Annotated in this window: 29 protein-coding genes; 18 read left to right on the forward strand and 11 right to left on the reverse strand. The window is 61.8% G+C overall.

Annotated features, from left to right (window positions below):
- Window positions 1-6: 6 nt before the first annotated feature.
- Together ASD03_RS06830 and ASD03_RS06835 are read left to right on the forward strand one after the other, a co-directional pair.
- Window positions 7-222, forward strand: a complete 216-nt coding sequence (locus tag ASD03_RS06830) for a cold-shock protein (protein WP_025427905.1) — start codon at window positions 7-9, stop codon at window positions 220-222.
- A 142-nt stretch (window positions 223-364) separates the two neighbouring features.
- Complete coding sequence (locus tag ASD03_RS06835) at window positions 365-817, forward strand: BA14K family protein (RefSeq protein ID WP_025427906.1); 453 nt, start codon at window positions 365-367, stop codon at window positions 815-817.
- Window positions 818-923: 106 nt separating this feature from the next.
- Here the strand turns inward: ASD03_RS06835 and ASD03_RS06840 are convergent, their stop codons facing one another.
- Window positions 924-1,565: an MBL fold metallo-hydrolase gene (locus ASD03_RS06840; protein ID WP_057212565.1), complete on the reverse strand. Its 642-nt coding sequence runs from the start codon at window positions 1,563-1,565 to the stop codon at window positions 924-926.
- A gap of 271 nt (window positions 1,566-1,836) precedes the next feature.
- Window positions 1,837-2,001: a hypothetical protein gene (locus tag ASD03_RS39890; protein ID WP_164474916.1), complete on the reverse strand. Its 165-nt coding sequence runs from the start codon at window positions 1,999-2,001 to the stop codon at window positions 1,837-1,839.
- Between the two features lie 243 nt (window positions 2,002-2,244).
- Here ASD03_RS39890 and ASD03_RS06845 point away from each other — a divergent pair, with 243 nt between their 5' ends.
- Both ASD03_RS06845 and ASD03_RS06850 read left to right on the forward strand, forming a co-directional pair.
- Complete coding sequence (locus ASD03_RS06845) at window positions 2,245-2,868, forward strand: DUF1236 domain-containing protein (RefSeq protein WP_025427908.1); 624 nt, start codon at window positions 2,245-2,247, stop codon at window positions 2,866-2,868.
- A 338-nt stretch (window positions 2,869-3,206) separates the two neighbouring features.
- A complete protein-coding gene (locus ASD03_RS06850) occupies window positions 3,207-3,473 on the forward strand; it encodes a hypothetical protein (RefSeq protein ID WP_025427909.1) in 267 nt (88 codons plus the stop codon).
- A 75-nt stretch (window positions 3,474-3,548) separates the two neighbouring features.
- Here the strand turns inward: ASD03_RS06850 and ASD03_RS06855 are convergent, their stop codons facing one another.
- On the reverse strand, window positions 3,549-4,439 hold the full coding sequence (locus ASD03_RS06855) for a branched-chain amino acid aminotransferase (RefSeq protein WP_025427910.1): 891 nt from the start codon (window positions 4,437-4,439) through the stop codon (window positions 3,549-3,551).
- A 271-nt stretch (window positions 4,440-4,710) separates the two neighbouring features.
- Here ASD03_RS06855 and ASD03_RS06860 point away from each other — a divergent pair, with 271 nt between their 5' ends.
- The 4 genes from ASD03_RS06860 to ASD03_RS06875 all read left to right on the forward strand — a co-directional run bounded on the left by ASD03_RS06860 (window position 4,711) and on the right by ASD03_RS06875 (window position 8,002).
- Window positions 4,711-5,193: a MarR family transcriptional regulator gene (locus ASD03_RS06860; RefSeq protein ID WP_025427911.1), complete on the forward strand. Its 483-nt coding sequence runs from the start codon at window positions 4,711-4,713 to the stop codon at window positions 5,191-5,193.
- Window positions 5,194-5,238: 45 nt separating this feature from the next.
- Window positions 5,239-5,940, forward strand: a complete 702-nt coding sequence (locus ASD03_RS06865; RefSeq protein WP_025427912.1) for a response regulator transcription factor — start codon at window positions 5,239-5,241, stop codon at window positions 5,938-5,940.
- 132 nt (window positions 5,941-6,072) lie between these two features.
- Window positions 6,073-7,455: an ATP-binding protein gene (locus ASD03_RS06870; RefSeq protein WP_057212567.1), complete on the forward strand. Its 1,383-nt coding sequence runs from the start codon at window positions 6,073-6,075 to the stop codon at window positions 7,453-7,455.
- A 43-nt stretch (window positions 7,456-7,498) separates the two neighbouring features.
- Complete coding sequence (locus ASD03_RS06875) at window positions 7,499-8,002, forward strand: tetratricopeptide repeat protein (protein ID WP_198956839.1); 504 nt, start codon at window positions 7,499-7,501, stop codon at window positions 8,000-8,002.
- Between the two features lie 158 nt (window positions 8,003-8,160).
- On the opposite strand, the gene ASD03_RS06880 is transcribed toward ASD03_RS06875, so the two are convergent.
- The 5 genes from ASD03_RS06880 to ASD03_RS06900 form a co-directional block, all read right to left on the reverse strand.
- Entirely contained in the window at window positions 8,161-8,724 is a 564-nt protein-coding gene (locus ASD03_RS06880) for a protein-tyrosine phosphatase family protein (RefSeq protein ID WP_025427915.1), read from the reverse strand.
- 4 nt (window positions 8,725-8,728) lie between these two features.
- Window positions 8,729-9,070, reverse strand: a complete 342-nt coding sequence (locus ASD03_RS06885) for a tRNA-binding protein (RefSeq protein WP_025427916.1) — start codon at window positions 9,068-9,070, stop codon at window positions 8,729-8,731.
- A 15-nt stretch (window positions 9,071-9,085) separates the two neighbouring features.
- Window positions 9,086-9,904 (reverse strand): pyrroline-5-carboxylate reductase, encoded by an 819-nt coding sequence (gene proC, locus ASD03_RS06890; RefSeq protein ID WP_025427917.1) that lies wholly within the window; start codon window positions 9,902-9,904, stop codon window positions 9,086-9,088.
- A gap of 1 nt (window position 9,905) precedes the next feature.
- Window positions 9,906-10,406, reverse strand: a complete 501-nt coding sequence (locus tag ASD03_RS06895; protein WP_025427918.1) for a YbjN domain-containing protein — start codon at window positions 10,404-10,406, stop codon at window positions 9,906-9,908.
- A 447-nt stretch (window positions 10,407-10,853) separates the two neighbouring features.
- Window positions 10,854-11,114 (reverse strand): accessory factor UbiK family protein, encoded by a 261-nt coding sequence (locus tag ASD03_RS06900; RefSeq protein ID WP_025427919.1) that lies wholly within the window; start codon window positions 11,112-11,114, stop codon window positions 10,854-10,856.
- A gap of 191 nt (window positions 11,115-11,305) precedes the next feature.
- On the opposite strand from ASD03_RS06900, the gene lgt reads away from it, so the two are divergent.
- From lgt to ASD03_RS06940, 8 genes are all read left to right on the forward strand, one after another.
- A complete protein-coding gene (gene lgt / locus ASD03_RS06905; RefSeq protein ID WP_057212569.1) occupies window positions 11,306-12,151 on the forward strand; it encodes a prolipoprotein diacylglyceryl transferase in 846 nt (281 codons plus the stop codon).
- A 12-nt stretch (window positions 12,152-12,163) separates the two neighbouring features.
- Complete coding sequence (locus tag ASD03_RS06910; RefSeq protein WP_025427921.1) at window positions 12,164-13,267, forward strand: class I SAM-dependent methyltransferase; 1,104 nt, start codon at window positions 12,164-12,166, stop codon at window positions 13,265-13,267.
- A 255-nt stretch (window positions 13,268-13,522) separates the two neighbouring features.
- Window positions 13,523-14,317 (forward strand): peptidoglycan editing factor PgeF, encoded by a 795-nt coding sequence (gene pgeF, locus ASD03_RS06915; RefSeq protein ID WP_025427922.1) that lies wholly within the window; start codon window positions 13,523-13,525, stop codon window positions 14,315-14,317.
- A 1-nt stretch (window position 14,318) separates the two neighbouring features.
- Complete coding sequence (locus ASD03_RS06920; protein WP_025427923.1) at window positions 14,319-15,470, forward strand: Xaa-Pro peptidase family protein; 1,152 nt, start codon at window positions 14,319-14,321, stop codon at window positions 15,468-15,470.
- An 89-nt stretch (window positions 15,471-15,559) separates the two neighbouring features.
- A complete protein-coding gene (locus ASD03_RS06925; protein ID WP_025427924.1) occupies window positions 15,560-16,375 on the forward strand; it encodes a hypothetical protein in 816 nt (271 codons plus the stop codon).
- A gap of 208 nt (window positions 16,376-16,583) precedes the next feature.
- Window positions 16,584-17,516 (forward strand): ribose-phosphate pyrophosphokinase, encoded by a 933-nt coding sequence (locus ASD03_RS06930; protein ID WP_025427925.1) that lies wholly within the window; start codon window positions 16,584-16,586, stop codon window positions 17,514-17,516.
- A 516-nt stretch (window positions 17,517-18,032) separates the two neighbouring features.
- On the forward strand, window positions 18,033-18,272 hold the full coding sequence (locus ASD03_RS06935; RefSeq protein ID WP_025427926.1) for a membrane protein: 240 nt from the start codon (window positions 18,033-18,035) through the stop codon (window positions 18,270-18,272).
- A gap of 17 nt (window positions 18,273-18,289) precedes the next feature.
- Window positions 18,290-18,643 (forward strand): EF-hand domain-containing protein, encoded by a 354-nt coding sequence (locus ASD03_RS06940; protein ID WP_025427927.1) that lies wholly within the window; start codon window positions 18,290-18,292, stop codon window positions 18,641-18,643.
- Between the two features lie 85 nt (window positions 18,644-18,728).
- Here the strand turns inward: ASD03_RS06940 and ASD03_RS06945 are convergent, their stop codons facing one another.
- From ASD03_RS06945 to ASD03_RS06955, 3 genes are all read right to left on the reverse strand, one after another.
- Window positions 18,729-19,121, reverse strand: a complete 393-nt coding sequence (locus tag ASD03_RS06945) for a DUF779 domain-containing protein (protein WP_025427928.1) — start codon at window positions 19,119-19,121, stop codon at window positions 18,729-18,731.
- 199 nt (window positions 19,122-19,320) lie between these two features.
- Window positions 19,321-20,829 (reverse strand): aldehyde dehydrogenase, encoded by a 1,509-nt coding sequence (adh, locus tag ASD03_RS06950; RefSeq protein WP_025427929.1) that lies wholly within the window; start codon window positions 20,827-20,829, stop codon window positions 19,321-19,323.
- Between the two features lie 267 nt (window positions 20,830-21,096).
- Complete coding sequence (locus tag ASD03_RS06955) at window positions 21,097-22,053, reverse strand: helix-turn-helix domain-containing protein (RefSeq protein WP_025427930.1); 957 nt, start codon at window positions 22,051-22,053, stop codon at window positions 21,097-21,099.
- Between the two features lie 248 nt (window positions 22,054-22,301).
- Here ASD03_RS06955 and ASD03_RS06960 point away from each other — a divergent pair, with 248 nt between their 5' ends.
- On the forward strand, window positions 22,302-23,483 hold the full coding sequence (locus tag ASD03_RS06960) for a benzoate/H(+) symporter BenE family transporter (RefSeq protein WP_025427931.1): 1,182 nt from the start codon (window positions 22,302-22,304) through the stop codon (window positions 23,481-23,483).
- A 233-nt stretch (window positions 23,484-23,716) separates the two neighbouring features.
- On the forward strand, window positions 23,717-24,325 hold the full coding sequence (locus ASD03_RS06965; RefSeq protein WP_025427932.1) for a 50S ribosomal protein L25/general stress protein Ctc: 609 nt from the start codon (window positions 23,717-23,719) through the stop codon (window positions 24,323-24,325).
- The last annotated feature ends 67 nt before the right edge of the window (window positions 24,326-24,392 follow it).

A 24,392-nucleotide genomic window follows, 5' to 3' on the forward strand; every position in this document is an offset into this window, starting at 1 on the left:
TGACGCATGGCCGAAACTGGCACTGTTAAATTCTTCAACACCGACAAGGGCTTTGGTTTCATCAAGCCTGACAACGGTGGTGCAGATATCTTCGTACACATCTCCGCTGTCCAGGCTTCCGGCCTGAACGGCCTGTCGGAAAATCAGAAGGTAAGCTTCGACACCGAACCGGATCGCCGCGGCAAAGGCCCGAAGGCGGTCAACCTGCAGATCTCCGGCTAACACCGGTTCTGCTGAAAGATTCAAGTTGAAGCCCGGCAGCGATGCCGGGTTTTTTTGTTCAGGCCCCGTTCAGTTTGGCGTGGTTAACACTCTTTCATCATGAAGGCCGGAAACGCTCCGGACCATGCACAGGATTGAAGCCATGAACAAGTTCATCAAAGCGACGGTTCTCTCGGTCATCGCCGCCGCCTCGGTTCTCCCGACCCTCAGCACGGCTGAGGCTGGTGATTGGAACCGCCGCAGGCACTATGACAACGGTGACGCCGTTGCACTCGGCGCTCTTGGCCTGGCGACCGGCGTGATCATCGGCGGCGCGATTGCTTCGCAGCCGCGTTACAGCGAGCGCGTCTATGTCGACCCGGAGCCCGATTATTACGAGCCGCGCCCGGTCTATCGTCCGCGCCCTGTCTATCGCGCGCGTCCGGTTGTCGTCGACAACTATGGCGGCGGCTACGGCGGCGGCGGCTACGGTTCGCTCGAGCCCTGGACCCCGTCCTGGTATCGTTATTGCTCGCAGCGCTACCGCTCGTTCAACCCGGACAACGGTACGTTCCGCGGCTACGACGGCCGCAGCTACTTCTGCGACGCAGGCTGATTGAAAAGCCGCGATGCGATAAACAAAAAGCGCATGCCTTTTCCCGGGGCATGCGCTTTTTCATTACGGCCTATATTCCCGAACCGGGGCCCGCGTCTTTTCGGGGTCAGAGACCACGCAGATAGGGGTTGGTGCGCCGCTCTTCACCAATCTGTCCACCGGGGCCATGGCCGCAAATGAAGCCGACCTGATCGCCGAGCGGCAGGATCTTGTGGCGGATGGAATCGAGCAATTGCTGATGATTGCCGTCGGGAAGATCGGTGCGACCGATCGAGCCGTGGAACAGCACGTCGCCGACATGGGCAAAATTCTGCACCCGGTTGAAATAGACCACGTGGCCAGGCGCATGGCCGGGGCAATGCAGCACTTCAAACACATGATTGCCGAAGGAGACGGTATCGCCGTCCTCCAGCCATTGGTCGGGTACGACGTTCTCGACCTTCATCGCCAGGCCGAATTTCTCGGCCTGCTCTTCCAGCCGCGACAACAGCGGCAGATCGTCCTTGTGCGGGCCGATGATCGAAAGCCCGAGCGCTTCCTTCAGTTCCTTGGCACCGCCGGCATGGTCGATGTGGCCGTGCGTCAGCCAGATCGCCTTCAGCGTGATGCCGTTCTCCTGGATCGTCTGGAGGATCACATCGACGTCGCCGCCGGGATCGACGATCACGCCTTCCTTGGTTTCAGCATCGAAGAGAACCGTGCAGTTCTGCTGGAAATGAGTAACCGGGATGATGCCCGCCTGTAGCATGCCGTCTGCGCCTCACTTAGATGTCGTTGGCACACCTATAGCGCCAAACGGCATCAGACACAGCGCGAATTAAAGCATGTCGCACAAAAGTGTTCAGCAGTTTTGCGATGACGACATGCGCAAAAACAAGAGCTTAAAGCGCAGCAAGCGAATCCTTGAGCGCCGCGCGTCTTATTAGATGCGCAAAGGTCGCGGTAGCACTTAAATGACTGCATGCTGCCTTAAATCGAATACGATCTAAGGAAACATGCAGTGGAGATCGCGACGCGCTTTAACGCAGGCTGGCAATTTCCGCTGATGGAGACTGAGGTGCGGGGAGCTGCACGGTGGTAAGCAGCAAGGCCGAGACAAGCAGTTCGGCCGCAACGACGATTGCCACCACCGGGCGCAAGCCGTTGATGGCAGGATTTACCGGATTAACAGCTGAATTCGACATTGAACCTCCCTCTCCTGCCCGTGCTCACCTTCTTTGCGCGGGCATATCGCTGATCGTTCCCTCGGGCGCCTGCCCGACATCGACAGGAAAAATACTTTGATCGCGAAACAGTTCCCTCGGCGTAACGCCGGGTTGAACTGCGACAGGGTTAGTATGTCGCATCTTCACATTTCGTGACGTTACCGCGGGAACATCCCCACCATCGCTGCGTTTGCTCATCAGGGATAACGAAGGAGCATGATGATGAAGAACCTTACCAGCACCCTGTTGCGAACTGCCGCGGCTGCGGGTTTCGTACTCGTAGCTGGCACCTCGGCAGCCTTCGCAGCCATGACCGCCACAACCGTCACTGACCTCAATGTCCGCGCTGGCCCGGGCCCGCAATATCCCACCGTTGGCCTGGCAACACGCGGCAGCACCGCAGTCCTTGATGGCTGCATCGAAGGCAGCAAGTGGTGCCGTGTCGACGTCAACGGCCTTCGTGGCTGGGTCTATGCCCAATATCTGACCACCGATCTCGGCGGCGCTGCTGTCGTCGTTCAGGATCGACGCGCCGACCTGGCGGTTCCCGTCGTGACCTATGAGGCGCAGGCCGGCGATCCGCCAATGCCTGCACCCGGTGACGAGTTGCTCGGCCCTGTCGAAGAGGTCGATCCGATCGCGCCGCCGGATACGGTGCGCACCTATATCACCACCAACCCGGGCGAAACCGTCTATCTCGACGGCGAAGTCGTGGTCGGCGCCGAGCTGCCGCAGACAGTCGAAGTGCGCCGCGTGCCGGACTATAGCTACGACTATGTCAGCATCAACGGCCAGCCGGTTCTGGTCGAGCCGACAACACGCCGCATCGTCTACGTCTATCGCTAAACGAAACACGCCTCCACGTGGGCGAATACACAACCAACTCCAGCGGCTTGGCCGCTGGAGTTTTCGTTTGCACTGCAGCGAATCACCAGTCTTTTTTAGCCACGGGCGGCTGAAACGATCCTCGAACACTGCAGTAATTCTGTCATTTTTCGGCTTTCGAAGCTCGAAAAGCGCGGTTTCCGGCATGAAACAGCAACATTTTAGCGAGTAACGCCTTCACAGAAGGCAGCCGTGACTTCCCCAAATTGACAAGAGTCTAAATTCGGCCTCAACCTGTCCTTGCCGGATCATCGGCATTTGGCGGCTCGTCTTCGACGGGCCTGGATACGGAGGGATCAATGGAAGCATTAATGCCAATCATTACCCAATTGATCGCGGGGGCGGCCGGCGGCAACGCGGCCAGCGCAGTGTTGAAGCAAGGGGCATTCAGTGTCGTCGCACGCACGATCGTCGGCGCTATCGGCGGCCTCGGCGGGGGGTTCCTGATCCAGATGCTCGGTGGCGAAGCGGCCGCAACTGGTCTTGCGATGCAGGCACTCGGCGGCCTCGTCGGCGGCGGTGTGTTGAGCGGCATCGTCGGGCAATTCCTCGGAAAACAAGCCTGACGCCTTCCGAACGATATCCGTAGCAAGACAAAAGGCGGCCCTGGGCCGCCTTTTCTGCATTCAGGGATAATCCGGTTACTCGGCTGCCGCTGCAACCGGATAGACTTCCTTCATGTAGTCGTTCATCAGCGTTTCGCAGATGGTTGCCGGCGTGAAGCGATGGGGGCCGATCTCGGAAACAGGCGTGACCTCGGCGGCAGAGCCGGTCAGGAAGCACTCGCTGAAACCGGACAGTTCTTCCGGCATGATCGCCCGTTCGACCACTTGGTAGCCGCGGCGCTTCGCCAGCTCGATCACCGTGCGGCGGGTGATGCCGTCGAGGAAGCAATCCGGCACCGGCGTATGGATGACGCCATCCCTAACGAAGAAGATGTTGGCGCCGGTCGCTTCAGCCACCTGGCCGCGGTAGTCGAGCATCATCGCGTCGGCATAGCCCTTGGCTTCCGCCGCATGCTTGGAGATCGTACAGATCATGTAGAGGCCGGCAGCTTTCGATTTCGACGGCGCCGTCTTCGGATCCGGGCGGCGCCATTCGGCGATATCGAGACGAATGCCCTTCAGCTTTTCGGCCGGGTTGAAATAGCTGCCCCACTGCCAGATGGCGATCGCCACGTTGATGCGGTTGCTCTGGGCCGAAACGCCCATCATCTCGCTGCCGCGCCAGGCGATCGGCCGGACATAGGCTTCGGAGAAGCCCTGACGTTTCAGAAGTTCGACGCTCGCCGCGTCCAGTTCTTCGACGGAATAGGGAATCTTGAAGCCGAGGATTTCGGCGGAGTTGTGAAGGCGCTGGTTGTGTTCGGTCAGCTTGAAAATGCGGCCGCCATAGGCGCGCTCACCCTCGAATACGGCACTTGCATAGTGCAGGCCGTGGGTCAGCACGTGGATCTTGGCGTCCTTCCACGCGACGAACTCGCCGTTGAACCAGATTTCGCCGTCCAACTGATCAAAAGGAACCGCTGCCATGATGTCGTCCTCTGGCGCTTGTGCGCCATTCTTGCTGTTGATTATCTTCCCGCTTTCAGTTTATCGGCAAACTGATTGTGGGAAAATTCAATTTCGAGATTTTGGATTTGCGATCAGTGCGGCGCGGCATATCCTCCTGAGGTATTACCGCCGCCAAATGTCTCGCTTACCGAGCATGGACGCTACCAACGCGGTAAAAATATGTCAATAAAGCTGACATATTTTTCCGATTGTTTCGTAAGTTGCAACTTGGCTGAAAGGAAATGACCGCGTGGCCGGCCAATCCAAAGAAAACACCCGATATGTGGGCGACACGGTCGCGCACGACGATGATACGATCGACTTCGAAATCATCGAGCTGCTTTTCTTCGCCTATCGCGACTTCACCTCCGATCCGGATGCGATCCTGGAAAAGAGCGGCTTCGGCCGCGCCCATCACCGCGTCGTGCACTTTGTCGACCGCGAGCCGGGCATGACCGTGGCAGACCTGCTCGATACGCTGAAGATCACCAAGCAGAGCCTGGCCCGCGTGCTCAAGCAGCTGATCGATTCCGGCTATATCCGGCAGGTCACGGGGCCAGAGGACCGGCGCCAGCGCATGCTCTATACCACCGAGGAAGGCCAGGCGCTTGCCCGTGCGCTTGCCGAGCCACAGTCCCGCCGCATAGCCGATGCATTGGCAAAGACGGGTCCCGGCGCGCGCGAAACCGTCAAGCGCTTCCTTGCCTGCATGAAGAACGGCGCCGGGGACTGAAATGTCGAAAGCCCGCTATCGGCGGGCGACGGGGGAAAGCTAGGCATGACAACAAAAGCGACAGTCTCCGACGATGCAGCCCATCTACTGATCGTCGACGATGACAGGCGTATCCGCGATCTGCTCAACCGCTATCTGGTCGAACAGGGTTTTCGCGTCACGACCGCCGCCGACGCCGATGAAGCGCGACGCAAGCTGGTCGGTCTCGATTTCGACCTGTTGATCGTCGACGTGATGATGCCCGGCGAAAGCGGCATTTCCCTGACGCAGAGCCTGCGCCAGATCAAGACCGTGCCGATCCTGATGCTGACGGCGCTGGCGGAATCGAATTCTCGCATCGAGGGCCTCGAAGCCGGCGCCGACGATTATCTCTCCAAGCCGTTCGAGCCGCGCGAACTGGTGCTGCGCATCAGCAATATCCTGCGGCGCAACCAGCCGGCCCAGGCGCCCAAGATCGATCAGGTGATCTTCGGTCCCTACACCTTCTCCGTGGTACGCAAGGAGCTTCGACGCGGCGCCGATCACATCCGCCTTACCGACCGCGAGCAGGAAATCATGACGCTGTTCTCCCAACGCGCCGGCGAGACGATCCCGCGCCACGAGCTGATCGGCGACGATGCCGAGGTCGGCGAGCGCACCATCGATGTCCAGATCAATCGCCTGAGGCGCAAGATCGAGGACGATCCCTCCAATCCCGTTTGGCTACAGACGGTCCGCGGCATCGGCTATAGATTGAGCGTGGACTAAAGCATGTCGCGCAAAAGTGCGCAGCGGTTTTGCGCGACATGCGCAGAAACAAGAAATTAAAGCGCAAGAAGCGAATCCCGGAGATCGCGACGCGCTTTAGAGTGGCGACCCCGATGAGGGCAGCGGAAACCGATGGCAAGCTTTGACAGTATGCGGCGCGAGGCGGCAAACCCGAGCGACAATCCGTGGAAGCGCGTCACCCGCTGGCTGCGCCGGCGGTTGCCGATGGGCCTCTATGCCCGCTCGCTGCTCATCGTCATCATCCCGATGGTGCTGCTGCAATCGGTGGTCGCCTTCATCTTCATGGAGCGGCACTGGCAACTGGTGACACAGCGCCTCTCGGCAGCCGTGACCGGAGATATCGCGGCAATCGTCGATCTGATCGCCACTTTCCCCGCCGATCGCGACATTTCGGAAATCGTCCGCATCGCCCGCGACCAGCTCAATCTCAGCATTTCCGTCGAACCGGGCGGCGAACTGCCGCCGCCGCGGCCCAAGCCCTTCTTCGAGATCCTCGATCAAATCTTGAGCGAGGAGATCTCCGACCAGGTCCGCCGCCCCTTCTGGATCGACACGGTCGGCAATTCCAACCTTGTCGAAATCCGCATCAAGCTCGACGACGGCCGCATGCTCCGGGTCTATGCCCGCCGCAACCGGGCCTACGCCTCCAACACCCATATCTTCATCGTCTGGATGGTTGCCGCCTCGCTGGTGTTGCTGTCGATCGCCATCCTGTTCCTGCGCGGGCAGATCCGGCCGATCCTGGCGCTGACCAAGGCAGCGGAAAGTTTCGGCAAGGGCCAGAAGATCGACGACTTCGCACCGCGTGGCGCTGATGAAATTCGCCGCGCCGGCCTTGCCTTCATCCAGATGCGCGAGCGCATCGAGCGCCAGATCGAGCAGCGCACGGCCATGCTCACCGGCGTCAGTCATGACCTTCGAACCATCCTGACCCGCTTCCGGCTGCAGCTGGCGCTCGCCGGCAACAACCCCGACCTCGAAAGCCTCAATCAGGATGTCGACGACATGCAGAACATGCTCGAAGGTTACCTCGCCTTTGCCCGTGGGGAGGCTGAGGAAGACGTCGGGCAATTGAAGCTCAGCGACCTGATGACGCGTCTTGCCGCCGAAGCAGAACTGCACGGCAAGACGCTGACGACCTCCGTCGAGGGGGAGGACCAGGTCCGTGTTCGCCCGAACGCCTTCACCCGCCTTATCGCCAACCTGGCATCCAACGCCTATCGCTACGCCAACCGGGTCAAAATCGAGGCACGCCACAGCGCCAAATGGGTGACGATCACGGTCGACGACGACGGGCCCGGCATTCCCGAGCGCTCGCGCGAGGACGTGTTCAAGCCGTTCTTCCGCCTCGACGAGGCGCGCAATCTCGACAGTTCGGGAACCGGCCTCGGCCTCGCGATCGCCCGCGACATCGCCCGCAGCCACGGCGGCAACGTCACGCTTGGCGACAGCCCGCTTGGCGGCCTGCGGGCAACCGTGCGTTTGCCGGCGTGAGCGGGGCGATCTGGTCAGCGCTGCAAATATGGAGGCTCCGGACTTGTCCGACACGCTAGACTGGGACGATTGGGAACAGCGGCTGGCGCTGCACTGGGCGGATTTCGGCCATATGGACGCGGACGCGTTTATCGCACGGCTCGATGTGCTGGCCGCCGAACTTCCGGACGGCGATCCGATCGGCCTCTTCGAGCGTGCATCAGCCCAGGATTCCCTCGGCAACGAAGCAAATGCAGCACCTCTGTATCGGCAGGCGCTTGCCGGTGGCCTCTCCGGCATTCGCCGCCGCCGCGCCACCATCCAGCTTGCAAGCACGCTGCGCAATCTCGGGCAGATCGAAGAGAGCATTGCCTTGCTGGAGGCCGAACGGACAATGCCATCCGACGAACTCGACGATGCGGTCTTAGGCTTTCTGGCGCTCTCGCTCGTCGATGCCGGACGAGCGCAGGAGGCGGCGGGCCTGGCGCTCGGCCGTCTGGCGCGCCATCTGCCCCGCTACAATCGCTCGCTCAAGCGCTACGCCGACGCGTTGCTGTCGGACGCGTGAGCATCCCCAAGCAAGTCGTTTTCCCCGAAAGCGCTGCCCACCTTCGGCCGGTTTATTCTTGAGCGTTTCCGATTTAGACGGAACCGCACAAACGCTCTATCTCTTTGTTTTTACGCATTTCTTGACGGAAAACCGCTTCGCACTTTTCCTGGAATGCTCTAGCGCGAATATATGGAAATCAGGCCGCGCCGCTCGTTGAAGCGGTGCCAGGCATCGATGCGACGCGGATGGCGCGCGCGCATGGCGTCGAGCGGTGCAAGCAACCGGCCCTCACGACCAAGCGACGCATCGAGGATCTCGATGATCCGGCGGTTCGGCCAGGGCTTTCTGGTGATCATCAAAAGCGCCCGAAAAGCCTCGTCCTCGCGGCCGGCGCCGAGCTGGTGGGCGATCAAACCATAGGCAAAAGCGGTCGAACGGCTGACGCCGGCATGGCAATGCACCAGAATGCGGCTCGACCTGTCGTCGGCAGCCGGCCGCATCGCTTCGAACACTTCAAGGACCAGATCCGGGAAATGCTGCGTCGCACCGGCGTTTTCCTGATCGCGCATGCGCACGACGCGGTGGCTCGCCTCGGCGATAACAGGCACGTCGGTATCGGGCAATTCCGGATCGAGCAGCGAGAGAACATGGCTGGCGCGCCAGTCGCGCGCAGCATCAGCCGCGCGCCAAAGGCAGGAGACCTTGACGCGCTCGGGTATCAGATCAACATGGATTGTCATCGGATCACATCAGTTTGCGGCCGTTGGGAATCGCCTTGTCGATGGCGGCCAGCACGATTGCGCCAGCCTCGTCTTCAAAGCCCAGCGTAAGAACCTCGGAACGGACAGGACCGATCTGGCGTGGCGGAAAATTGACCACTGCCATGATCTGCCGGCCGATGAGATCCTCAGGCTGGTAGTGCACCGTGATCTGCGCCGATGACTTTTTTATGCCGATTTCAGGGCCGAAATCGATCTGCAGCTTGTAGGCCGGCTTGCGCGCCTCGGGGAAAACCTCGGCTTCGATGATGGTGCCGACACGAATATCGACGCGTTCGAAATCTGCGAAAGTAATCGTTTCCGACATGACAATGCTCTTGAATTAACCGGCCAGTTCCTCGGCGCGCTGGCGGGCAGCGGCAATGGCCTTGTCGAAAAGTGGCTGCATCCCGTCATCGGCCATCAGCACCGCGAGTGCTGCGGCGGTCGTGCCACCCGGCGAGGTTACGTTCTGGCGCAGCCGCGAAGCGTCGTCGGGGGACTGATAAAGGAGTTCACCAGCCCCCGCGACGGTTTCCCGCGCGAGCCGCATGGCGAGGTCCGCCTTGAGACCGGCCTTGCGCCCGGCCTCCGCCATGCACTCGACGAGGTAGAAGACATAGGCCGGACCGCTTCCGGAAACGGCGGTGACGGCATCGATATCGGCTTCAGTCTCGACCCATTCGACCGGGCCGCTGACCTTCAGGAGATCATGTACCTGGCCGCGCTGCGCGTCGCTGACGCGGGCATTGGCAAAGGCGCCGGTAACACCGCGCCCGATCATCGCCGGCGTGTTGGGCATGGCGCGCACGGTGGCGGTAGCACCCAGATGGCTTTCGATGAAGGCAAGCGTCTTGCCGGCAGCGACTGAAACTATCACCGTGCTTGCACCGACGAGTGTCTTCAGCGGCGGCAGCACCGCCTCCATCACCTGCGGCTTGACGGCGATGAAAATCACCGCAGCCTCGACGCCAGCGGGAGCCGAGGTCGCGTGACTGACGCCATTGTCGGCGATCAGCTTTGCCATCGCCGGCGGCGGGCCGGGATCGATGACGAGAATGTCGGCGCCCTTGACGCCGCTCTTCAGCCAACCGCTGAGCATGGCGCCGCCCATGTTGCCGGCGCCGATGAGAACGATGGGACCGGAAGCGACGGCTGCCATCTCAAGCCTCCCCGACCGTTTCGAACAGCACCGCATCAACGGCGCGCTGCGCATCCATGCCCGACCAGACGACGAACTGGAACGCCTGGAAATAGGACTCGCAGGCATCAAGCGCGCTCGAAAGCAGAACTTCGACCTGCTGATTGGTGGGCTCGGCGCCGCCGGCGAGCAGCAGCGACTGCCGGAAGATCACCACCTCTTCCTGCCGCCACAGATCGAAATGCCCCATGAGCACCTGACCGTTGATGTGCGACAGAAGACGGATGACTTCGTTGACGCGGCTGTCGGGAACCTTGATGTCGAAGGCACAGGCAAGATGCAGCGCCTCGAACTCTTCCATCCACGAGAAGGAAACGTGGTAGTCCGCCCACTTGCCCTCCACGGTCATGGCGATCTCGTCCTCGCCCGACCGTTCGAATGACCAGTCATTGGTGGCGGCCACAAACTCGATCATATCGACCGGGTTGGACTGACGCTCGATTTCCATTTCCAAAAGGCTCATGCATCACCCTAGTAGGCGCGACACAGGCGCGCGTTATCACGTTTACAAGACGCAACTCTGCAAACCTGGCACTGAATAAGAACACACTATGATTGCTGAACTCACATCCATCCTGGCTGACTTACCCTGCCTGGAGCTTGCGTGGTCCGTTTCGAATCATCATTTAAAATCAGTGTATAATGGCGGAGTCTGGCTGCCAGCCCCCCGGCCGAAAAATAGCCGGGTACAACCACTTGCGTGTTGCCATTTCGATTCAGCGCGGGTGGTTAAGCGACTCTGGCATAAGGGTTTTTTGCCAGTGTCCACAGGTGGAAAACTTTTCAGGTTTTATTAACCTCCCTGTGCGGCGTTTCACACCGCCAAGGAGTAACGACAGCAAAACGCCCGCAGAATCGATCCGCGGGCGAAGTAGAAACGTTGAAAAGCCGTTATTTCGCAAGAATCGCGTTACTTGCCACTTTCGGCGAGACGCGCTTCCAGAGCCTCGATACGCGCCAGAAGCGCATCGTTTTCGTCGCGCGCCTTGATCGCCATTTCCTTCACGGCTTCGAACTCCTCGCGCTTGACGACATCGAGCGAATTCATCGCGCGCTCGGCCTGGGCGCGAAACGCGGTCTCGACCTCGCGACGCACACCCTGGGCCGCCCCTGCGGCATCGGTCATCAACTTGGCAAAATCATCCATGATGCGGTTGGCGCCTGTGCTCATCGTTCTGATCTCCATATTCAGCCGCCGCCTCGCACTGCGATGCGGTCCTGGTTTTCAGGTAGGGTCAGGCGCGAACGGATGCAAGAAAAATCACCAAACTGTGGCTGGCCGTCGGCCGCAAGCGGCCTTGACCCCGCCGGATTCGATCGCCATGTTCCGGCAAAACAACCGGTCCGGAACGAGAAGACATTTTGGAAACCATCGCGACCCGCCTCGCCATTCTCCCCTTCCCTCAAATCGATCCCGTGATCTTCCAGATCGGTCCGCTCGCTGTCCACTGGTACGGACTGGCCTATGTCGCCGGTATCCTCATCGGCTGGTACTACGCGCGCCGCCTCGTGCAGAACACGTCGCTCTGGCGCAATGGCGAACCCGCGGCAACCCTGGCGCAGCTCGACGACTTCCTGCTCTGGGCCGCCGGCGGCATCGTGCTTGGCGGCCGCATCGGCTACATCCTCTTCTATGATCTGGGCTCCGTTCTCGAAAACCCGATCCGCGCGCTCGAGATCTGGAATGGCGGCATGTCGTTCCACGGCGGCTTCCTCGGCACGACCATCGCCATGATCGTCTTTGCGCGCAGGAACGGCATCGCCATCTGGAGCATGTTCGATATCGTCGCGACCGTGGTGCCAACCGGCCTGTTCTTCGGCCGCATCGCCAACTTCATCAATGGCGAACTCTGGGGCCGGCTGTCGTCCATGCCCTGGGCAATGGTGTTTCCGACCGGCGGCCCCTTTGCCCGCCACCCGAGCCAACTCTATGAGGCGGCACTCGAGGGTCTCGTGCTGCTCACCGTCATCGCCTGGTTCATTTATCGCCGCCATGCGCTGAAATCGCCGGGTCTTGTCACCGGCATCTTTGTGCTCGGTTATGCCGCAAGCCGCATTTTCGTCGAATTCTTCCGCGAACCGGACGCGCAGATCGGCTATCTCGCCGGCGGTTGGTTGACCATGGGCATGCTGCTTTCGCTGCCGATGGCGCTTGCCGGCATCTGGGCCATCGCCCGGGCGTGCCGGGCCGCCGTCGCTGCTGCATAATTGGACGGGCGCATGACGACACCACTCGCGGACAAGATAAAGACGCTGATCAGGACCAACGGACCGATCAGCGTCACCGACTATTTCTCGCTCTGCCTCGCGGATCCGGAGCACGGATACTATCGCGTTCGCGAACCCTTCGGCAAAGCGGGCGACTTCACCACGGCGCCTGAAATCAGCCAGCTCTTCGGCGAGATGATCGGCATCTTCCTGGTTCATGCCTGGCAGCAGCATGGCGCGCCGGAGCAGCCCGTGATCGTCGAGATCGGCCCCGGCCGCGGCACGATGATGTCCGACGTCCTACGGGTCGTCAGGCGCCTGTCCCCCGAACTCTATGCCACCGCCAGCGTCCATCTCGTCGAAACGAGTGATCGCCTGCGCAAGATCCAGGCGGAAACACTGGCCGCCCATGGCGAGAAGGTGGAATGGCACACCAGTTTCGAAACGCTGCCGGAGGGTTTTGTGCTCCTGGCGGCCAACGAGCTTTTCGATGCCATCCCGATCCGCCAGTTCGTGCGAACGCCGCAAGGGTTTCGCGAACGCATGGTCGGCCTCGACGCTGAGGACGAGCTGACATTTGCCGCGGGGATTGCCGGCATCGACCCGACACTGTTGCCGACGCCCGCACAAGCAGTTGCCGAAGGCACGATCTTCGAGATCGCGCCTGCCCGCGACGCAGTCATGGCCGCCCTTTGCGAACGGCTGAAGATCGGCGGCGGCACCGCCGTCATCATCGACTACGGGCACCTGGCGACGAACTACGGCGACACGCTGCAAGCGCTGCTCGACCATCAGTACGATCCGCCACTTGCCAACCCTGGACGCGCCGACCTGACCAGCCATGTCGACTTCGAGCAACTGGCGCGGCGCGCGCAGAACGACGGCGTGCAGATCAATGGGCTTGCTCACCAGGGCGATTTCCTGATCGGCCTTGGTCTTCTGGAGCGCGCCGCGGCGCTGGGCCGCGAGAAGGATGCAATGATCCAGGAAGGCATCCGCCAGGACGTCGAAAGGCTTGCCGGATCCGGCGAAGGCAAGATGGGCGAACTTTTCAAGGTGCTCGCCGTCAGCAGCCCGCCAATCGCGCTTCCGCCGTTTCGCAAACCCAAGGCATGATTGCTTCGGGCGTGGCCGGCCAAGGGTGAAAATCATATAGAGGGCCTGGGGTGTTCCTGCGCCCCTTGAGCCTTGGGATTGGCGCCTTGCGCCATCGGCCCTAAGCCCGCGCCGAACGGCACCCCTGTCGTTCGGCAATTGACAGCCCCGCCATCGCGGGTCAACATCGCGCTGGCAAATCAGCCGCCAGCCACCGGGCCACACGTGCCCCCAACCCCATTGAAACTCACGTCAAAGCAAAGGGCGAAAACACCGATGCAGCATGATGCCGCGCTTTCCCCCGTGCAAAGCTCGCTCTTTAGCGACAAGGCCGGTCCGGCGATCGCACATGGTTATTTCACCCGCCAAGGCGGCGTTTCCGAAGGCATCTATCGCGGACTGAATGTTGGTCTCGGCTCGAATGACGACAAGGAGCGGGTCGGTGAGAACCGCGCTCGTGTCAGCCGCTGGTTCGGCGCCGCTCCGGAACAGCTTGCCACCGTCCATCAGGTCCATTCCCCCGACGCCATCGTCGTGGACGCAAGCTACGACGGCAGCCGACCTACGGCCGACGCCCTGGTGACGGCGACGCCCGGCATCGTGCTTGGCGTTCTGTCGGCCGATTGCGGACCTATTCTGTTTGCCGATGCCGACGCCGGTGTTATCGGCGCGACCCATGCCGGTTGGAAGGGCGCGCTCGGCGGCGTGCTCGAAAGCACGATCGAGGCGATGCTGACGCTCGGCGCCAGCCGCGAACGCATCGTCGCCTGTCTCGGACCTTCGATCAGCCGGCGCAACTACGAAGTCGGCGCCGAGTTCGTCGATCGGTTCCTGGCGACCGATGGCAGCTATGCGCAATTCTTCAACCCATCCGAACGCGACGGCCACGCCATGTTCGATCTGCCGGGCCTGACCATCGCACGCCTTACCGCAGCCGGCGTTACTGCCGAAAACCTCGACATCTGCACCTATGCAGACGAGGATCGCTTCTTCTCCTACCGCCGCACCACGCATCGGCAGGAGCCGGACTACGGCCGGCAGATATCCGCAATTTGCATACGGGAGACCTGACATGGCGCTTCAATTTGCCCAGGAGGAATATGCCGCCCGCCTTGAGCGGCTGACCGCGAAGATGCGCGAAGACAAGCTCGACGCGGTTCTGCTCTTTGCCCAGGAAAGCATGTACTGGCTGACCGGCTACGACACCTTCGGCTACTGCTTCTTCCAGACGCTGGTGGTCAAGAAGGACGGTTCAATGGTGCTTTTGACGCGCTCGGCCGACCTGCGCCAGGCCCGTCACACCTCCAATATCGAGCGCATCGAGATCTGGGTCGACCGTGTCAACGCCGACCCGACGATGGACCTGAAGAACCTCTTGAGCGAAATGGACCTGCTCGGCAGCCGCATCGGCGTCGAATACGACACCCATGGCATGACCGGCCGCACCGCACGCCTTGTCGACAACCAGCTTTCGACCTTCGGCGAGCTCGTCGATGCCTCGCTGCTCGTCAGCCGGCTGCGCCTGATCAAGAGCCCGGCCGAAATCGCCCATGTGGAAAAGGCCGCAAGCCTTGCCGATGACGCGCTCGACGCCGCGCTGCCGCTGATCGGCCCCGGCGGCAACGAAGCTGACATCCTTGCCGCGATGCAGGGAGCGATCCTTGCCGGCGGCGGCGACTACCCCGCCAACGAGTTCATCATCGGGTCGGGCGCCGACGCGCTGCTCTGCCGCTACAAGGCCGGCCGCCGGTTGCTCGACAGCCAGGATCAGCTGACGCTGGAATGGGCGGGCGTCAGCGCCCATTATCACGCCGCCATGATGCGCACCGTCGTGATCGGCGAACCGACCAACCGCCACCGCGAGCTTTACAGCGCCTGCCGTGAGACCATCCAGGCGATCGAGATGGTGCTGCGCCCCGGCAACACCTTCGGCACGGTCTTCGACGTGCACGCCAAGATCATGGACGAGCGCGGCCTGGCCCGGCACCGCTTGAACACCTGCGGTTATTCGCTGGGCGCGCGCTTCTCGCCGTCCTGGATGGAGCACCAGATGTTCCATGTCGGCAACCCGCAGGAGATCGAGCCTGACATGTCGCTGTTCGTGCACATGATCATCATGGATTCCGACAGCGGCACGGCCATGACGCTCGGCCAGACCTACATCACAACCACCGATACGCCGCGTGCTCTTTCCCGTTATGGGCTGGACTTCATTTCTGCTTAGGGAAATCCGCCTACACTCGCGCTGAAATGGCAGACAACAGGAGATGACTTCACAGAACTGCCGCGAAGGAAAGACGGACGGTTTGAACGATGCGAAAGCTTATCACGCCCATCGCAAGCCTTGGCCTTGTAGCGGCCCTGGCAAGTTGTAACAGCACGGACGCGCTGATACCGCAGGTCGATGTCGGCGGCGGAACGTTCCGCTCGCCGCCGGTGACGCAGTCCGACCTCGAATCGATGTCGACGCAGACCGCCGTCGTTCCGGTGCAAAGCTCGCCGGTGCAGCGGACCCGGGCCTTCGCCTCCCAGCCGGCACCTGCCAGCATGCCGACGGAATATGCGACCGGCGACAGCACCTACACCGATCCCGCCGGCTCGCTTGAGGCGCAGGCAAGTCGCCTGGCTTCCGGTGTGGAACCGGTGCAGAACACGACGATGCTCGCCGAGCCGGCGCCTGTGGAAACATCCGAACCTGTTGCCGAAGAGGTTCAGCAGCAGCAGCCGGCCGTTGCCTCCGTGCCTTCCGCAAGCACGGCGACGAGCGGGACGATCCGCTTCCTGCCGATCATCGGCGCGCCTGTCGCCGCCGTCACGCCGCTGTCGAAACAGCTCGGCGCCGAGGCGCGCAGCCATGGCCTGACGATCAAGGGTTCGGCCGATGCCAGCAGCGAACATATCCTCAAGGGCTACTTCTCGGCCCTGAAGGACAATGGCAAGACCACGATCGTCTACGTCTGGGATGTGCTCGACGGCAGCGGCAATCGGCTGCACCGCATTCAGGGGCAGGACTCAGTTGCCACTGTCGGTGCCGATCTCTGGGAGGGCATTCCGGCCGAAACCATGCAGGCAATCGCCACCAAAACCATCAGCGCCTACCTCGAATGGCGGCAATCCAGACCCGGTTGATACAAAGTTTTTAGGATAATGCGCTTCGCGGCGCAGCATTCCCCTTGCATTCAAGTTCAGTGTCGCTAAAAAGCGGCCGATCAGCTCTGAACGGCGGCCATCCGCAATGAATGTCCGCGATTGGAATGGCTCTCGGAATCTGCGCGGAAAATGCCGCTCCCGGAAATGAACCCGGACGGTAGCCGCGCCAGCTCAAGGCGGTCCGTCAATGAAGGTTTTCGCAGGCAATTCGAACCGGCTGCTGGCCGAAGCGATCTGCAACTATCTCAACCTGCCTCTTGGAAAAGCGACCGTAAGGCGGTTTGCCGATCAGGAGATTTTCGTCGAGATCGGCGAAAACGTGCGCGGCGAGGATGTCTTCATCATCCAGTCGACCTCGTTCCCCACCAACGATCACCTGATGGAACTGCTCATCATGATCGACGCGGTGCGCCGCTCCTCGGCCCGCCGCATCACCGCGGTGCTGCCCTATTTCGGCTACGCCCGCCAGGACCGTAAGCCCGGTCCGCGCACGCCGATCTCGGCCAAGCTGGTTTCCAACCTGATCACCGAGGCCGGCGCCGATCGCGTGCTGACCCTCGATCTTCACGCCGGCCAGATCCAGGGCTTCTTCGACATTCCGACCGACAACCTCTATGCGATCCCGATCCTCGCCCGCGACGTCAAGGAAAACTACGACCTGAAGAACGTCATGGTCGTTTCGCCCGACGTCGGCGGCGTGGTACGCGCCCGTGCGCTCGCCAAGCGTCTCGACTGTCTGCTTGCCATCGTCGACAAGCGCCGCGACCGCCCGGGTGAATCCGAAGTGATGAACGTCATCGGTGACGTGAAGGGCAAGGACTGCCTGCTGATCGACGACATCGTCGATTCCGGCGGCACGCTCTGCAACGCGGCCGAAGCGCTGTTGAAGAACGGCGCAACGAGCGTTACCGCCTATATCACCCACGGCGTGCTTTCCGGCGGCGCGGTTGCCCGCGTCACCTCGTCGATGCTTAAGGAACTTGTCATCACCGACTCGATCCAGCCGACGACGGCGGTTCAGTCGGCGCACAACATCCGCGTCATCACCACGGCAACTCTGCTCGGCGAGGCGATCAACCGCACCAGCCAGGAAGAATCGGTTTCGAGCCTCTTCGACTGAGAGAGGCTCGGCCGCCCGCAAAAGCATCCGTCTTCGTCAAGCGGGATTTGGCGCCCATTTTCTGTCGTTCCTGAAAAGCGCGTTGCGTTTAGGCAGCCCTATGCAACGCGCTTCCAAGGCTCGATTTCACGCATGTCGTTGTCGCAAGACGGCTGTGCACTCTTGTGCGACATGCCTTAGCGCATAATTCTTTCGTTAAATCGAAAACGGTCTAGCGAAAGAATTATGCAGTAAATCAAAGCGCTACAGCAATCTTTGCGCGTCTAGTTGGAGGCGCGGCGCTGTAGCAACGGCCCCCGAGAGTTGTCATCTTCCATCCCAAGGGGTAACATCTGCCCGCTGTTGCTGACACCTTTCTCTGCAGACAGCATTGTTCATCAATGACGTGCTTCTGATCGAACAGAAGCCTTTTTGATTCTTAGAAGAACATAATCGGAACGTTACTTCCATGCAGCGCCACGCAAATGGCGGCTCCCCGATCTATCCCGATCACCCCGGATAATTTTGGAGGAAAAGATGAGTAACTGTACGCTAACCCTCATTCTTGCAGGCGGCCTCGCCTTGTCTGGTTGCCAATCTGCTACGTACTCTCGGACGAGCACCGGCGATTTCGGCTGCCTTGCCGGGACCGTCAGCGGCGCAATCCTTGGCGGGTTCGCCGGCTCGGCCATCGGCGCAGGCACCGGTCAGCTCTGGGCTGTCGGCGGCGGCGCCACCCTTGGCGGTGCGGTTGGTAATGCCTTGACTTGCCGCTGATTGCGAAAGGCTACGAGATGCGAAAAGTGACTCTCCTTATGGCATCCGTGCTTTGCCAGTTCGCTCCGGTCGCCGCACAGGATAAGCCTGCGGCGATGTATCAGGGGCAAATGGATCGGCTCGACCGCGACGGCGACGGCGTGATCAGCCGGTCCGAATATCAGGCCTTCATGACAACGGCTTTCGCAAATCTGGACAAGAACAAGGACGGCACTCTAAGCGCCGACGAGGTAGCGCCTGTCCTTAACGCCCAACAGTTTGCCGCCATCAACGTGAACCGCGACGGCAAGATCACCCAAAGCGAGTTCCTGAACAGCGTGATGGCCGATTTCAAGGCGGCCGACCGCGGCGGCGACGGCAGTCTGCAGTAGAACGCGCGCGGATCGGACGAAAAACGGTCGCGAAGGCAGCGCAACAGAGGACACGGCTGTCAGCTCACGCTGGCGGAAGTAGCGGTCATGCGCCGGCGCTTGTCGCCGTGGCTGTGGCCGCCAGCGGGCAGGCCTCGCCACCACCGAAGAGGCGCGAACGCGTCAGGAAGCGTCGCTCGCGACCATTGTCGAGCGAGAACATCCCGCCCCTGCCCGGCACCACGTCGATGATCAACTGCGTATGCTTCCAGACTTCGAACTGGCTGGCGCTGATATAGACGGGAACGCCGCCAATCTCGCCGAGCTTCACGTCATTGTCGCCGACGATGTAGTCGTCGGCGGGATAACACATCGGCGACGAGCCGTCGCAGCAGCCACCCGATTGATGGAACAGGATGTCGGGATGATCGCGCCTGATCTCGGCGATGAACTCGAGCGCCGCGTCGGTCGCCAGCACGCGCGGTTCGGTGGTGGTCATGTTGAGCCTCCTTGCGCATGTCGCGCAAAAGTGTGCAGCGGTTTTGCGATGACGATATGCGCGAATCAAGCGCCTTGAAACAAGCGCCGCGCCTTGCGTTTTCAAAGTCGGGGTGGACCGAGGGCGAGAGCTGGAGAAGAGCCCTCGGCCGCACCTGGGAGGCCCTCTCCCATAGGGGAGAGGGAACGATGGCGAAGCCTCAGAAGAAGCCGAGCGCCTTCGGGCTGTAGCTCACCAGCATGTTCTTGGTCTGCTGGTAATGGTCGAGCATCATCTTGTGGGTCTCGCGACCGATGCCCGATTGCTTGTAGCCGCCGAAGGCCGCATGGGCCGGATAGGCATGGTAGCAATTGGTCCACACCCGGCCCGCCTGGATCTCGCGGCCGAAGCGGTAGCAACGGTTGGCGTCACGGCTCCAGACCCCGGCGCCAAGGCCGTAGAGCGTATCGTTGGCGATCTCCAGCGCTTCGGCTTCGGTCTTGAAGGTGGTGACGGACACCACCGGCCCGAAGATCTCTTCCTGGAACACCCGCATCTTGTTGTGCCCGCGGAAGACGGTCGGCTTGACGTAGAAGCCTTCCGCCAGCTCGCCTTCGAGCACGTTGCGGCCGCCGCCGGTCAACACCTCAGCGCCCTCCTGCCTGCCGATGTCGATATAGGAGAGGATCTTTTCGAGCTGCTCGCTCGACGCCTGCGCGCCGATCATCGTGGCGCTGTCGAGCGGGTTGCCCTGTCGGATCGCCTCGACACGCTTCAACGCCCGCTCCATGAAGCGATCATAGATGCTTTCCTGGACCAGGGCGCGGCTCGGGCAGGTGCAGACTTCGCCCTGGTTGAGCGCGAACATCGCGAAACCTTCGAGCGCCTTGTCGAAATAGTCGTCGTCCTCGGCCAGCACGTCGGCGAAGAAGATGTTCGGCGACTTGCCGCCAAGCTCGAGCGTGACCGGAATGAGGTTCTGGCTGGCATATTGCATGATCAGCCGCCCGGTTGTCGTCTCGCCGGTAAAGGCGATCTTGGCGATGCGCGGGCTGGTGGCCAGCGGCTTGCCGGCTTCAAGACCGAAACCGTTGACGATGTTGAGCACGCCGGCCGGCAACAGGTCGCCGACGAGGTCTGCCCAGACCAGGATCGAGGCCGGCGTCTGCTCGGCCGGCTTCAGCACCACGCAATTGCCAGCGGCCAGCGCCGGCGCGAGTTTCCATGCGGCCATCAGGATCGGGAAGTTCCAGGGGATGATCTGGCCGACGACGCCGAGCGGCTCGTGAAAATGATAGGCAACCGTGTCGTGGTCGATCTCGCCGATAGAACCTTCCTGGGCGCGGATGCAGGCGGCGAAATAGCGGAAATGATCGATCGCCAGCGGAATGTCGGCGGCCATGGTTTCGCGGATCGGCTTGCCGTTGTCGAAGGTCTCGGCGCGCGCCAGAAGCTCCAGATTGTCTTCCATGCGGCTGGCGATCTTCATCAGGATGTTCGACCGCTCCGCAGCCGACGTGCGCGCCCACTTCTCGCGGACGGCATGGGCAGCGTCGAGCGCAAGCTCGATGTCGGCCGCATCCGAGCGCGCGACCTGGCACAGCACGCCGCCGGTCACCGGCGTCGTATTGTCGAAATAGCGCCCGGCCACCGGCTCGCGCCATTCACCGCCGATGAAGTTGCCGTATTTCTGCTTGAACGGGCTCTCGACGATCTTCTGATGCAACATGTTCATTCCTCCCTGTGAACAGCAACCAAAGCTGTGAGAGGAAGGTGAAGCCGAACGTGCGTGTTCGATAGTGAGGCACGATCGCCAGCGACGCGATCTGTTTCAGATGTGAGACACCTGGGCTGAGGTCAGCGTGCTGCAGCGCAATAAGCGGCGCGTTGATGAGTGATTCGAGCCGCTTCCGCCCCTCATCCCCCTGCCGGGACCTTCTCCCCGCCAGCGGGGAGAGGGTTAGGATGAGGGGGCAGCCTCAGATGAGGTAAAAGTTCAGTTAACCGAAAGCCGTTTCATCTTGCGATAAAGCGTGGCGCGGCTGATGCCGAGCAGTTCGGCTGCCATCGACACATTGCCATTGGCGCGCGACAGCACGCGCCGAAGCGCGGCCCGCTCGGCATCGGGAAGCTCGCTCCCGTCGCCGGACGGATCCTCCTTGAGAAGATCGGATGCCGGAATGCCCGAGGCGATGCGTTTGTCGTCGAGTCCGAGCCATTGCCGCGCCGCGCGTGTCGCGCCCTTGACGAGGTCGTCGCGATCGACAGCCAGAAGTGCCGGCCCTGCCCGGTCGATCGGCACGAGCACGATCCGCGATCCGGCAAAGGCTCGACGGAAGAGCCCCGCCTCGATACGCGCGGCCGCATCGCGCACGGCCTGTGACAAAAGCGAGACGGTGATCTCCGACGCATCATCGCGGCAGGTGGAGATGTCGATCGCCGCCGCCAGCCGGCCGAGGTGATCGCGGATCGGCGCGGTCGTGCAGCTAAGCCCGATATTGCTGCTGAGGAAATGCTGATCACGCTGGATAATGACGGCGCGCTCGTCGGCGATCGCCGTGCCGATGCCGTTGGTGCCGACGCTGGCCTCGCTCCAGATAGTTCCTGACCACAGTCCGACATCGCGGAAATCCGCATCGTCACCGACCGCACCACGCCGCTCCAGCGCCACGCCCTTGTCGTCGGTCAGAAGCAGGCAGCAGCCGGCCTTGCCGACCGTCGCAAACAGCCGGTCGAGTTCGCCGCCCGCCTCGGCGATCAGTTCGGCCGATCGCTGCCGCGCCAATCGGAACTCGCTATCGGAAAGTCGAACCGGTGTGCGCCGATCCTCAGGTGCCAGGCCATGGAGCGTCATGCAGCGGCGCCAGGATGCGGCCACCGGCGAGCTTGCAGCCGCCGAGGACCGGTGCGCAACCTGATAGACGTATTCCGTATGATCCCTGACGGCAGGCATCGGTTTCCTCCCTGCAAGCCACGTCCGGCAACGCAAGTCCCACCCGATCTCCCAAACGGCTGAGCCTGCTTTGGCCATACTATAGGCATCGATTGGATGAGAGGTCCAGCAAGACGAAGGTCCACCTTCATGCCCGCATCAGCGCGTTTGATGCGTTCATCACGCCGGCGGTATCGACACGCCGGCGGAATATGATACGCGAGTTCGAGCATCATCCGACACTCATTCACAACAACCGGTTGCCAGCCATGCTTCGTGACTTCTCGCTCCAGAGCCTCTTCATGGGTCTCTTGATCGCCTTTGTCGGCTTCGCCAGCTCCTTCGCCGTCGTCCTTCACGGCCTTGGCGGCGTCGGTGCGACAGAAGCACAGGCCGCATCCGGGCTGATGGCGCTGTCGATCTCGATGGGCGTATGCGCCGTCATCCTCAGTGCCGTGACCCGGCTGCCGGTCAGCGTCGCCTGGTCGACGCCTGGTGCCGCGCTGCTCGCCAGTTCCGGCATGGTCGAGGGCGGCTTCAACGCCGCGGTCGGTGCCTTCCTCGTCTGCGGCCTGCTCATCGTTATTGCCGGCCTCTGGAAGCCGCTCGGCCGCATGGTCTCGTCCATTCCGGCGACACTGGCAAATGCCATGCTGGCCGGCGTCCTGCTCAGCCTTTGCTTTGCCCCGGTCAAGGCGATCGGCTTCAATCCGCTGTTCGGCCTGCCGATCCTCTTGGCCTGGGCGATCGTCGGCAGCGTCAACAAGCTCTATGCGGTGCCGGCCGCCCTGCTCGCCTTCGTGCTGGTGATCGCCTTTGGCGTCGAAATGCCTGCTGATGCCCTGGCCGAGCTGTCTTCGGCTCTGGTGCCGCGGCCGGAATTCGTGATGCCCGCCTTCACGACGCCTGCGATGATCAGCATCGCGCTGCCGCTGTTCATCGTTACAATGGCGTCGCAGAACATTCCCGGCATCGCCGTCATGAAGGTCAATGACTATAACCCCACCCCCGGCCCGCTGTTCGCGACGACCGGCCTGTTTTCGATGCTGAGCGCGCCCTTCGGCGGCCATGCGGTCAACCTTGCGGCGATCACGGCGGCCATGGGTGCCGGCGCCGACAGCCATCCGGATCCGGCGCGACGCTACTGGTCGACGATCAATGCCGGCATCTTCTATGTCATCTTCGGCCTGCTCGCCGGCGCGGTCACCACCTTCGTCAGCCTCGCACCATCGGTGCTGATCGAGGCAGTCGCCGGTCTTGCGCTTGTCGGCGCCTTTGCCGGCTCCGCCATGGCGGCCTTCACCGACGCCAGGACACGCGAGGCGGCCGCAATCACCTTCCTGGTCACCGCCTCCGGCGTCAGCTTCGGCGGCGTTTCGGGCGCCTTCTGGGGGCTGATCGCCGGTGGCCTGATGCTGGCGCTGGCGCGCTTCACGCGCAAAAAGGCCTGAGCGCGACGCGCCTTCGCACTTTGATTTCACGCAAGTCGTTATCGCAAAACCGCTGTGCACTCTGCGCCACATGCTTTAAAACCACGGCAAAGCTTGCATTTGCGGGTGATCTCGTCTATGCACCGCCCGTCCGCGTAGACACCCTTGGAGGCAACGCGGATGAAGCCCATGCGGCTTCGGTTTTTCCGCGTTGCGGATGAACTCTCCAGAATTAGACATAGAAAGGTCTACCTATGAGCCACGCAACTTATGAGCTCAAGGCCGAGACGCGCGAACGGGTTGGTAAGGGGTCCTCCCGTGAACTCCGTCGCAACGGTCTTATCCCAGCTGTCATCTACGGTGACAAGCAGGCCCCCATTTCGATCGCGCTGTCCACCAAGGACGTGACGATGAAGATCCACGCCGGCGGTTTCATGACCACCGTTGCGGTCATCGACGTCAACGGCGAAAAGATCCGCGTCCTGCCGAAGGACTACCAGCTGGATCCGGTCCGCGACTTCACCATGCACGTTGACTTCCTGCGCGTCTCCAAGGACAGCAAGGTCACCGTTCAGGTTCCGGTTCACTTCGTCAACGAAGAGAAGTCCCCGGGCCTCAAGGCCGGCGGCGTTCTCAACATCGTTCGCCACGAAGTCGAACTGGCCGTTGCTGCCGACGACATTCCGGAATTCCTGACCGTTGACCTGTCGGGTCACAAGGTCGGCGACGCGATCCACATCTCCAACATCAAGCTGCCGAAGGGCGCGACCCCGGTTATCACCGACCGCGACTTCACGGTTGCCACGATCGCTGCTCCGGCTGGCGGTCTGAAGGAAGAAGAAGAAGGCGAAGCAGAAGCCTGATTCACCTTGAGGTGAAGCGGCGATCCGGCATCGGCCGGATACCCTGCGGTACCCATTGAAAGGCCCG

This window comes from Ensifer sp. Root127, assembly GCF_001425225.1.
In the GTDB taxonomy this organism is placed as follows: domain Bacteria; phylum Pseudomonadota; class Alphaproteobacteria; order Rhizobiales; family Rhizobiaceae; genus Ensifer; species Ensifer canadensis.

Bases quoted from the DNA above. Each gene is read 5' to 3' on its own strand.
- ASD03_RS06830 (WP_025427905.1), top strand. From the start codon at position 7: ATGGCCGAAACTGGCACTGTTAAATTCTTCAACACCGACAAGGGCTTT.
- ASD03_RS06835 (WP_025427906.1), top strand. From the start codon at position 365: ATGAACAAGTTCATCAAAGCGACGGTTCTCTCGGTCATCGCCGCCGCC.
- ASD03_RS06840 (WP_057212565.1), bottom strand. From the start codon at position 1,565: ATGCTACAGGCGGGCATCATCCCGGTTACTCATTTCCAGCAGAACTGC.
- ASD03_RS39890 (WP_164474916.1), bottom strand. From the start codon at position 2,001: ATGTCGAATTCAGCTGTTAATCCGGTAAATCCTGCCATCAACGGCTTG.
- ASD03_RS06845 (WP_025427908.1), top strand. From the start codon at position 2,245: ATGAAGAACCTTACCAGCACCCTGTTGCGAACTGCCGCGGCTGCGGGT.
- ASD03_RS06850 (WP_025427909.1), top strand. From the start codon at position 3,207: ATGGAAGCATTAATGCCAATCATTACCCAATTGATCGCGGGGGCGGCC.
- ASD03_RS06855 (WP_025427910.1), bottom strand. From the start codon at position 4,439: ATGGCAGCGGTTCCTTTTGATCAGTTGGACGGCGAAATCTGGTTCAAC.
- ASD03_RS06865 (WP_025427912.1), top strand. From the start codon at position 5,239: ATGACAACAAAAGCGACAGTCTCCGACGATGCAGCCCATCTACTGATC.
- ASD03_RS06870 (WP_057212567.1), top strand. From the start codon at position 6,073: ATGGCAAGCTTTGACAGTATGCGGCGCGAGGCGGCAAACCCGAGCGAC.
- ASD03_RS06880 (WP_025427915.1), bottom strand. From the start codon at position 8,724: ATGACAATCCATGTTGATCTGATACCCGAGCGCGTCAAGGTCTCCTGC.
- ASD03_RS06885 (WP_025427916.1), bottom strand. From the start codon at position 9,070: ATGTCGGAAACGATTACTTTCGCAGATTTCGAACGCGTCGATATTCGT.
- proC (WP_025427917.1), bottom strand. From the start codon at position 9,904: ATGGCAGCCGTCGCTTCCGGTCCCATCGTTCTCATCGGCGCCGGCAAC.
- ASD03_RS06895 (WP_025427918.1), bottom strand. From the start codon at position 10,406: ATGAGCCTTTTGGAAATGGAAATCGAGCGTCAGTCCAACCCGGTCGAT.
- ASD03_RS06900 (WP_025427919.1), bottom strand. From the start codon at position 11,114: ATGAGCACAGGCGCCAACCGCATCATGGATGATTTTGCCAAGTTGATG.
- ASD03_RS06910 (WP_025427921.1), top strand. From the start codon at position 12,164: ATGACGACACCACTCGCGGACAAGATAAAGACGCTGATCAGGACCAAC.
- pgeF (WP_025427922.1), top strand. From the start codon at position 13,523: ATGCAGCATGATGCCGCGCTTTCCCCCGTGCAAAGCTCGCTCTTTAGC.
- ASD03_RS06920 (WP_025427923.1), top strand. From the start codon at position 14,319: ATGGCGCTTCAATTTGCCCAGGAGGAATATGCCGCCCGCCTTGAGCGG.
- ASD03_RS06925 (WP_025427924.1), top strand. From the start codon at position 15,560: ATGCGAAAGCTTATCACGCCCATCGCAAGCCTTGGCCTTGTAGCGGCC.
- ASD03_RS06930 (WP_025427925.1), top strand. From the start codon at position 16,584: ATGAAGGTTTTCGCAGGCAATTCGAACCGGCTGCTGGCCGAAGCGATC.
- ASD03_RS06935 (WP_025427926.1), top strand. From the start codon at position 18,033: ATGAGTAACTGTACGCTAACCCTCATTCTTGCAGGCGGCCTCGCCTTG.
- ASD03_RS06940 (WP_025427927.1), top strand. From the start codon at position 18,290: ATGCGAAAAGTGACTCTCCTTATGGCATCCGTGCTTTGCCAGTTCGCT.
- ASD03_RS06945 (WP_025427928.1), bottom strand. From the start codon at position 19,121: ATGACCACCACCGAACCGCGCGTGCTGGCGACCGACGCGGCGCTCGAG.
- adh (WP_025427929.1), bottom strand. From the start codon at position 20,829: ATGTTGCATCAGAAGATCGTCGAGAGCCCGTTCAAGCAGAAATACGGC.
- ASD03_RS06955 (WP_025427930.1), bottom strand. From the start codon at position 22,053: ATGCCTGCCGTCAGGGATCATACGGAATACGTCTATCAGGTTGCGCAC.
- ASD03_RS06960 (WP_025427931.1), top strand. From the start codon at position 22,302: ATGCTTCGTGACTTCTCGCTCCAGAGCCTCTTCATGGGTCTCTTGATC.
- ASD03_RS06965 (WP_025427932.1), top strand. From the start codon at position 23,717: ATGAGCCACGCAACTTATGAGCTCAAGGCCGAGACGCGCGAACGGGTT.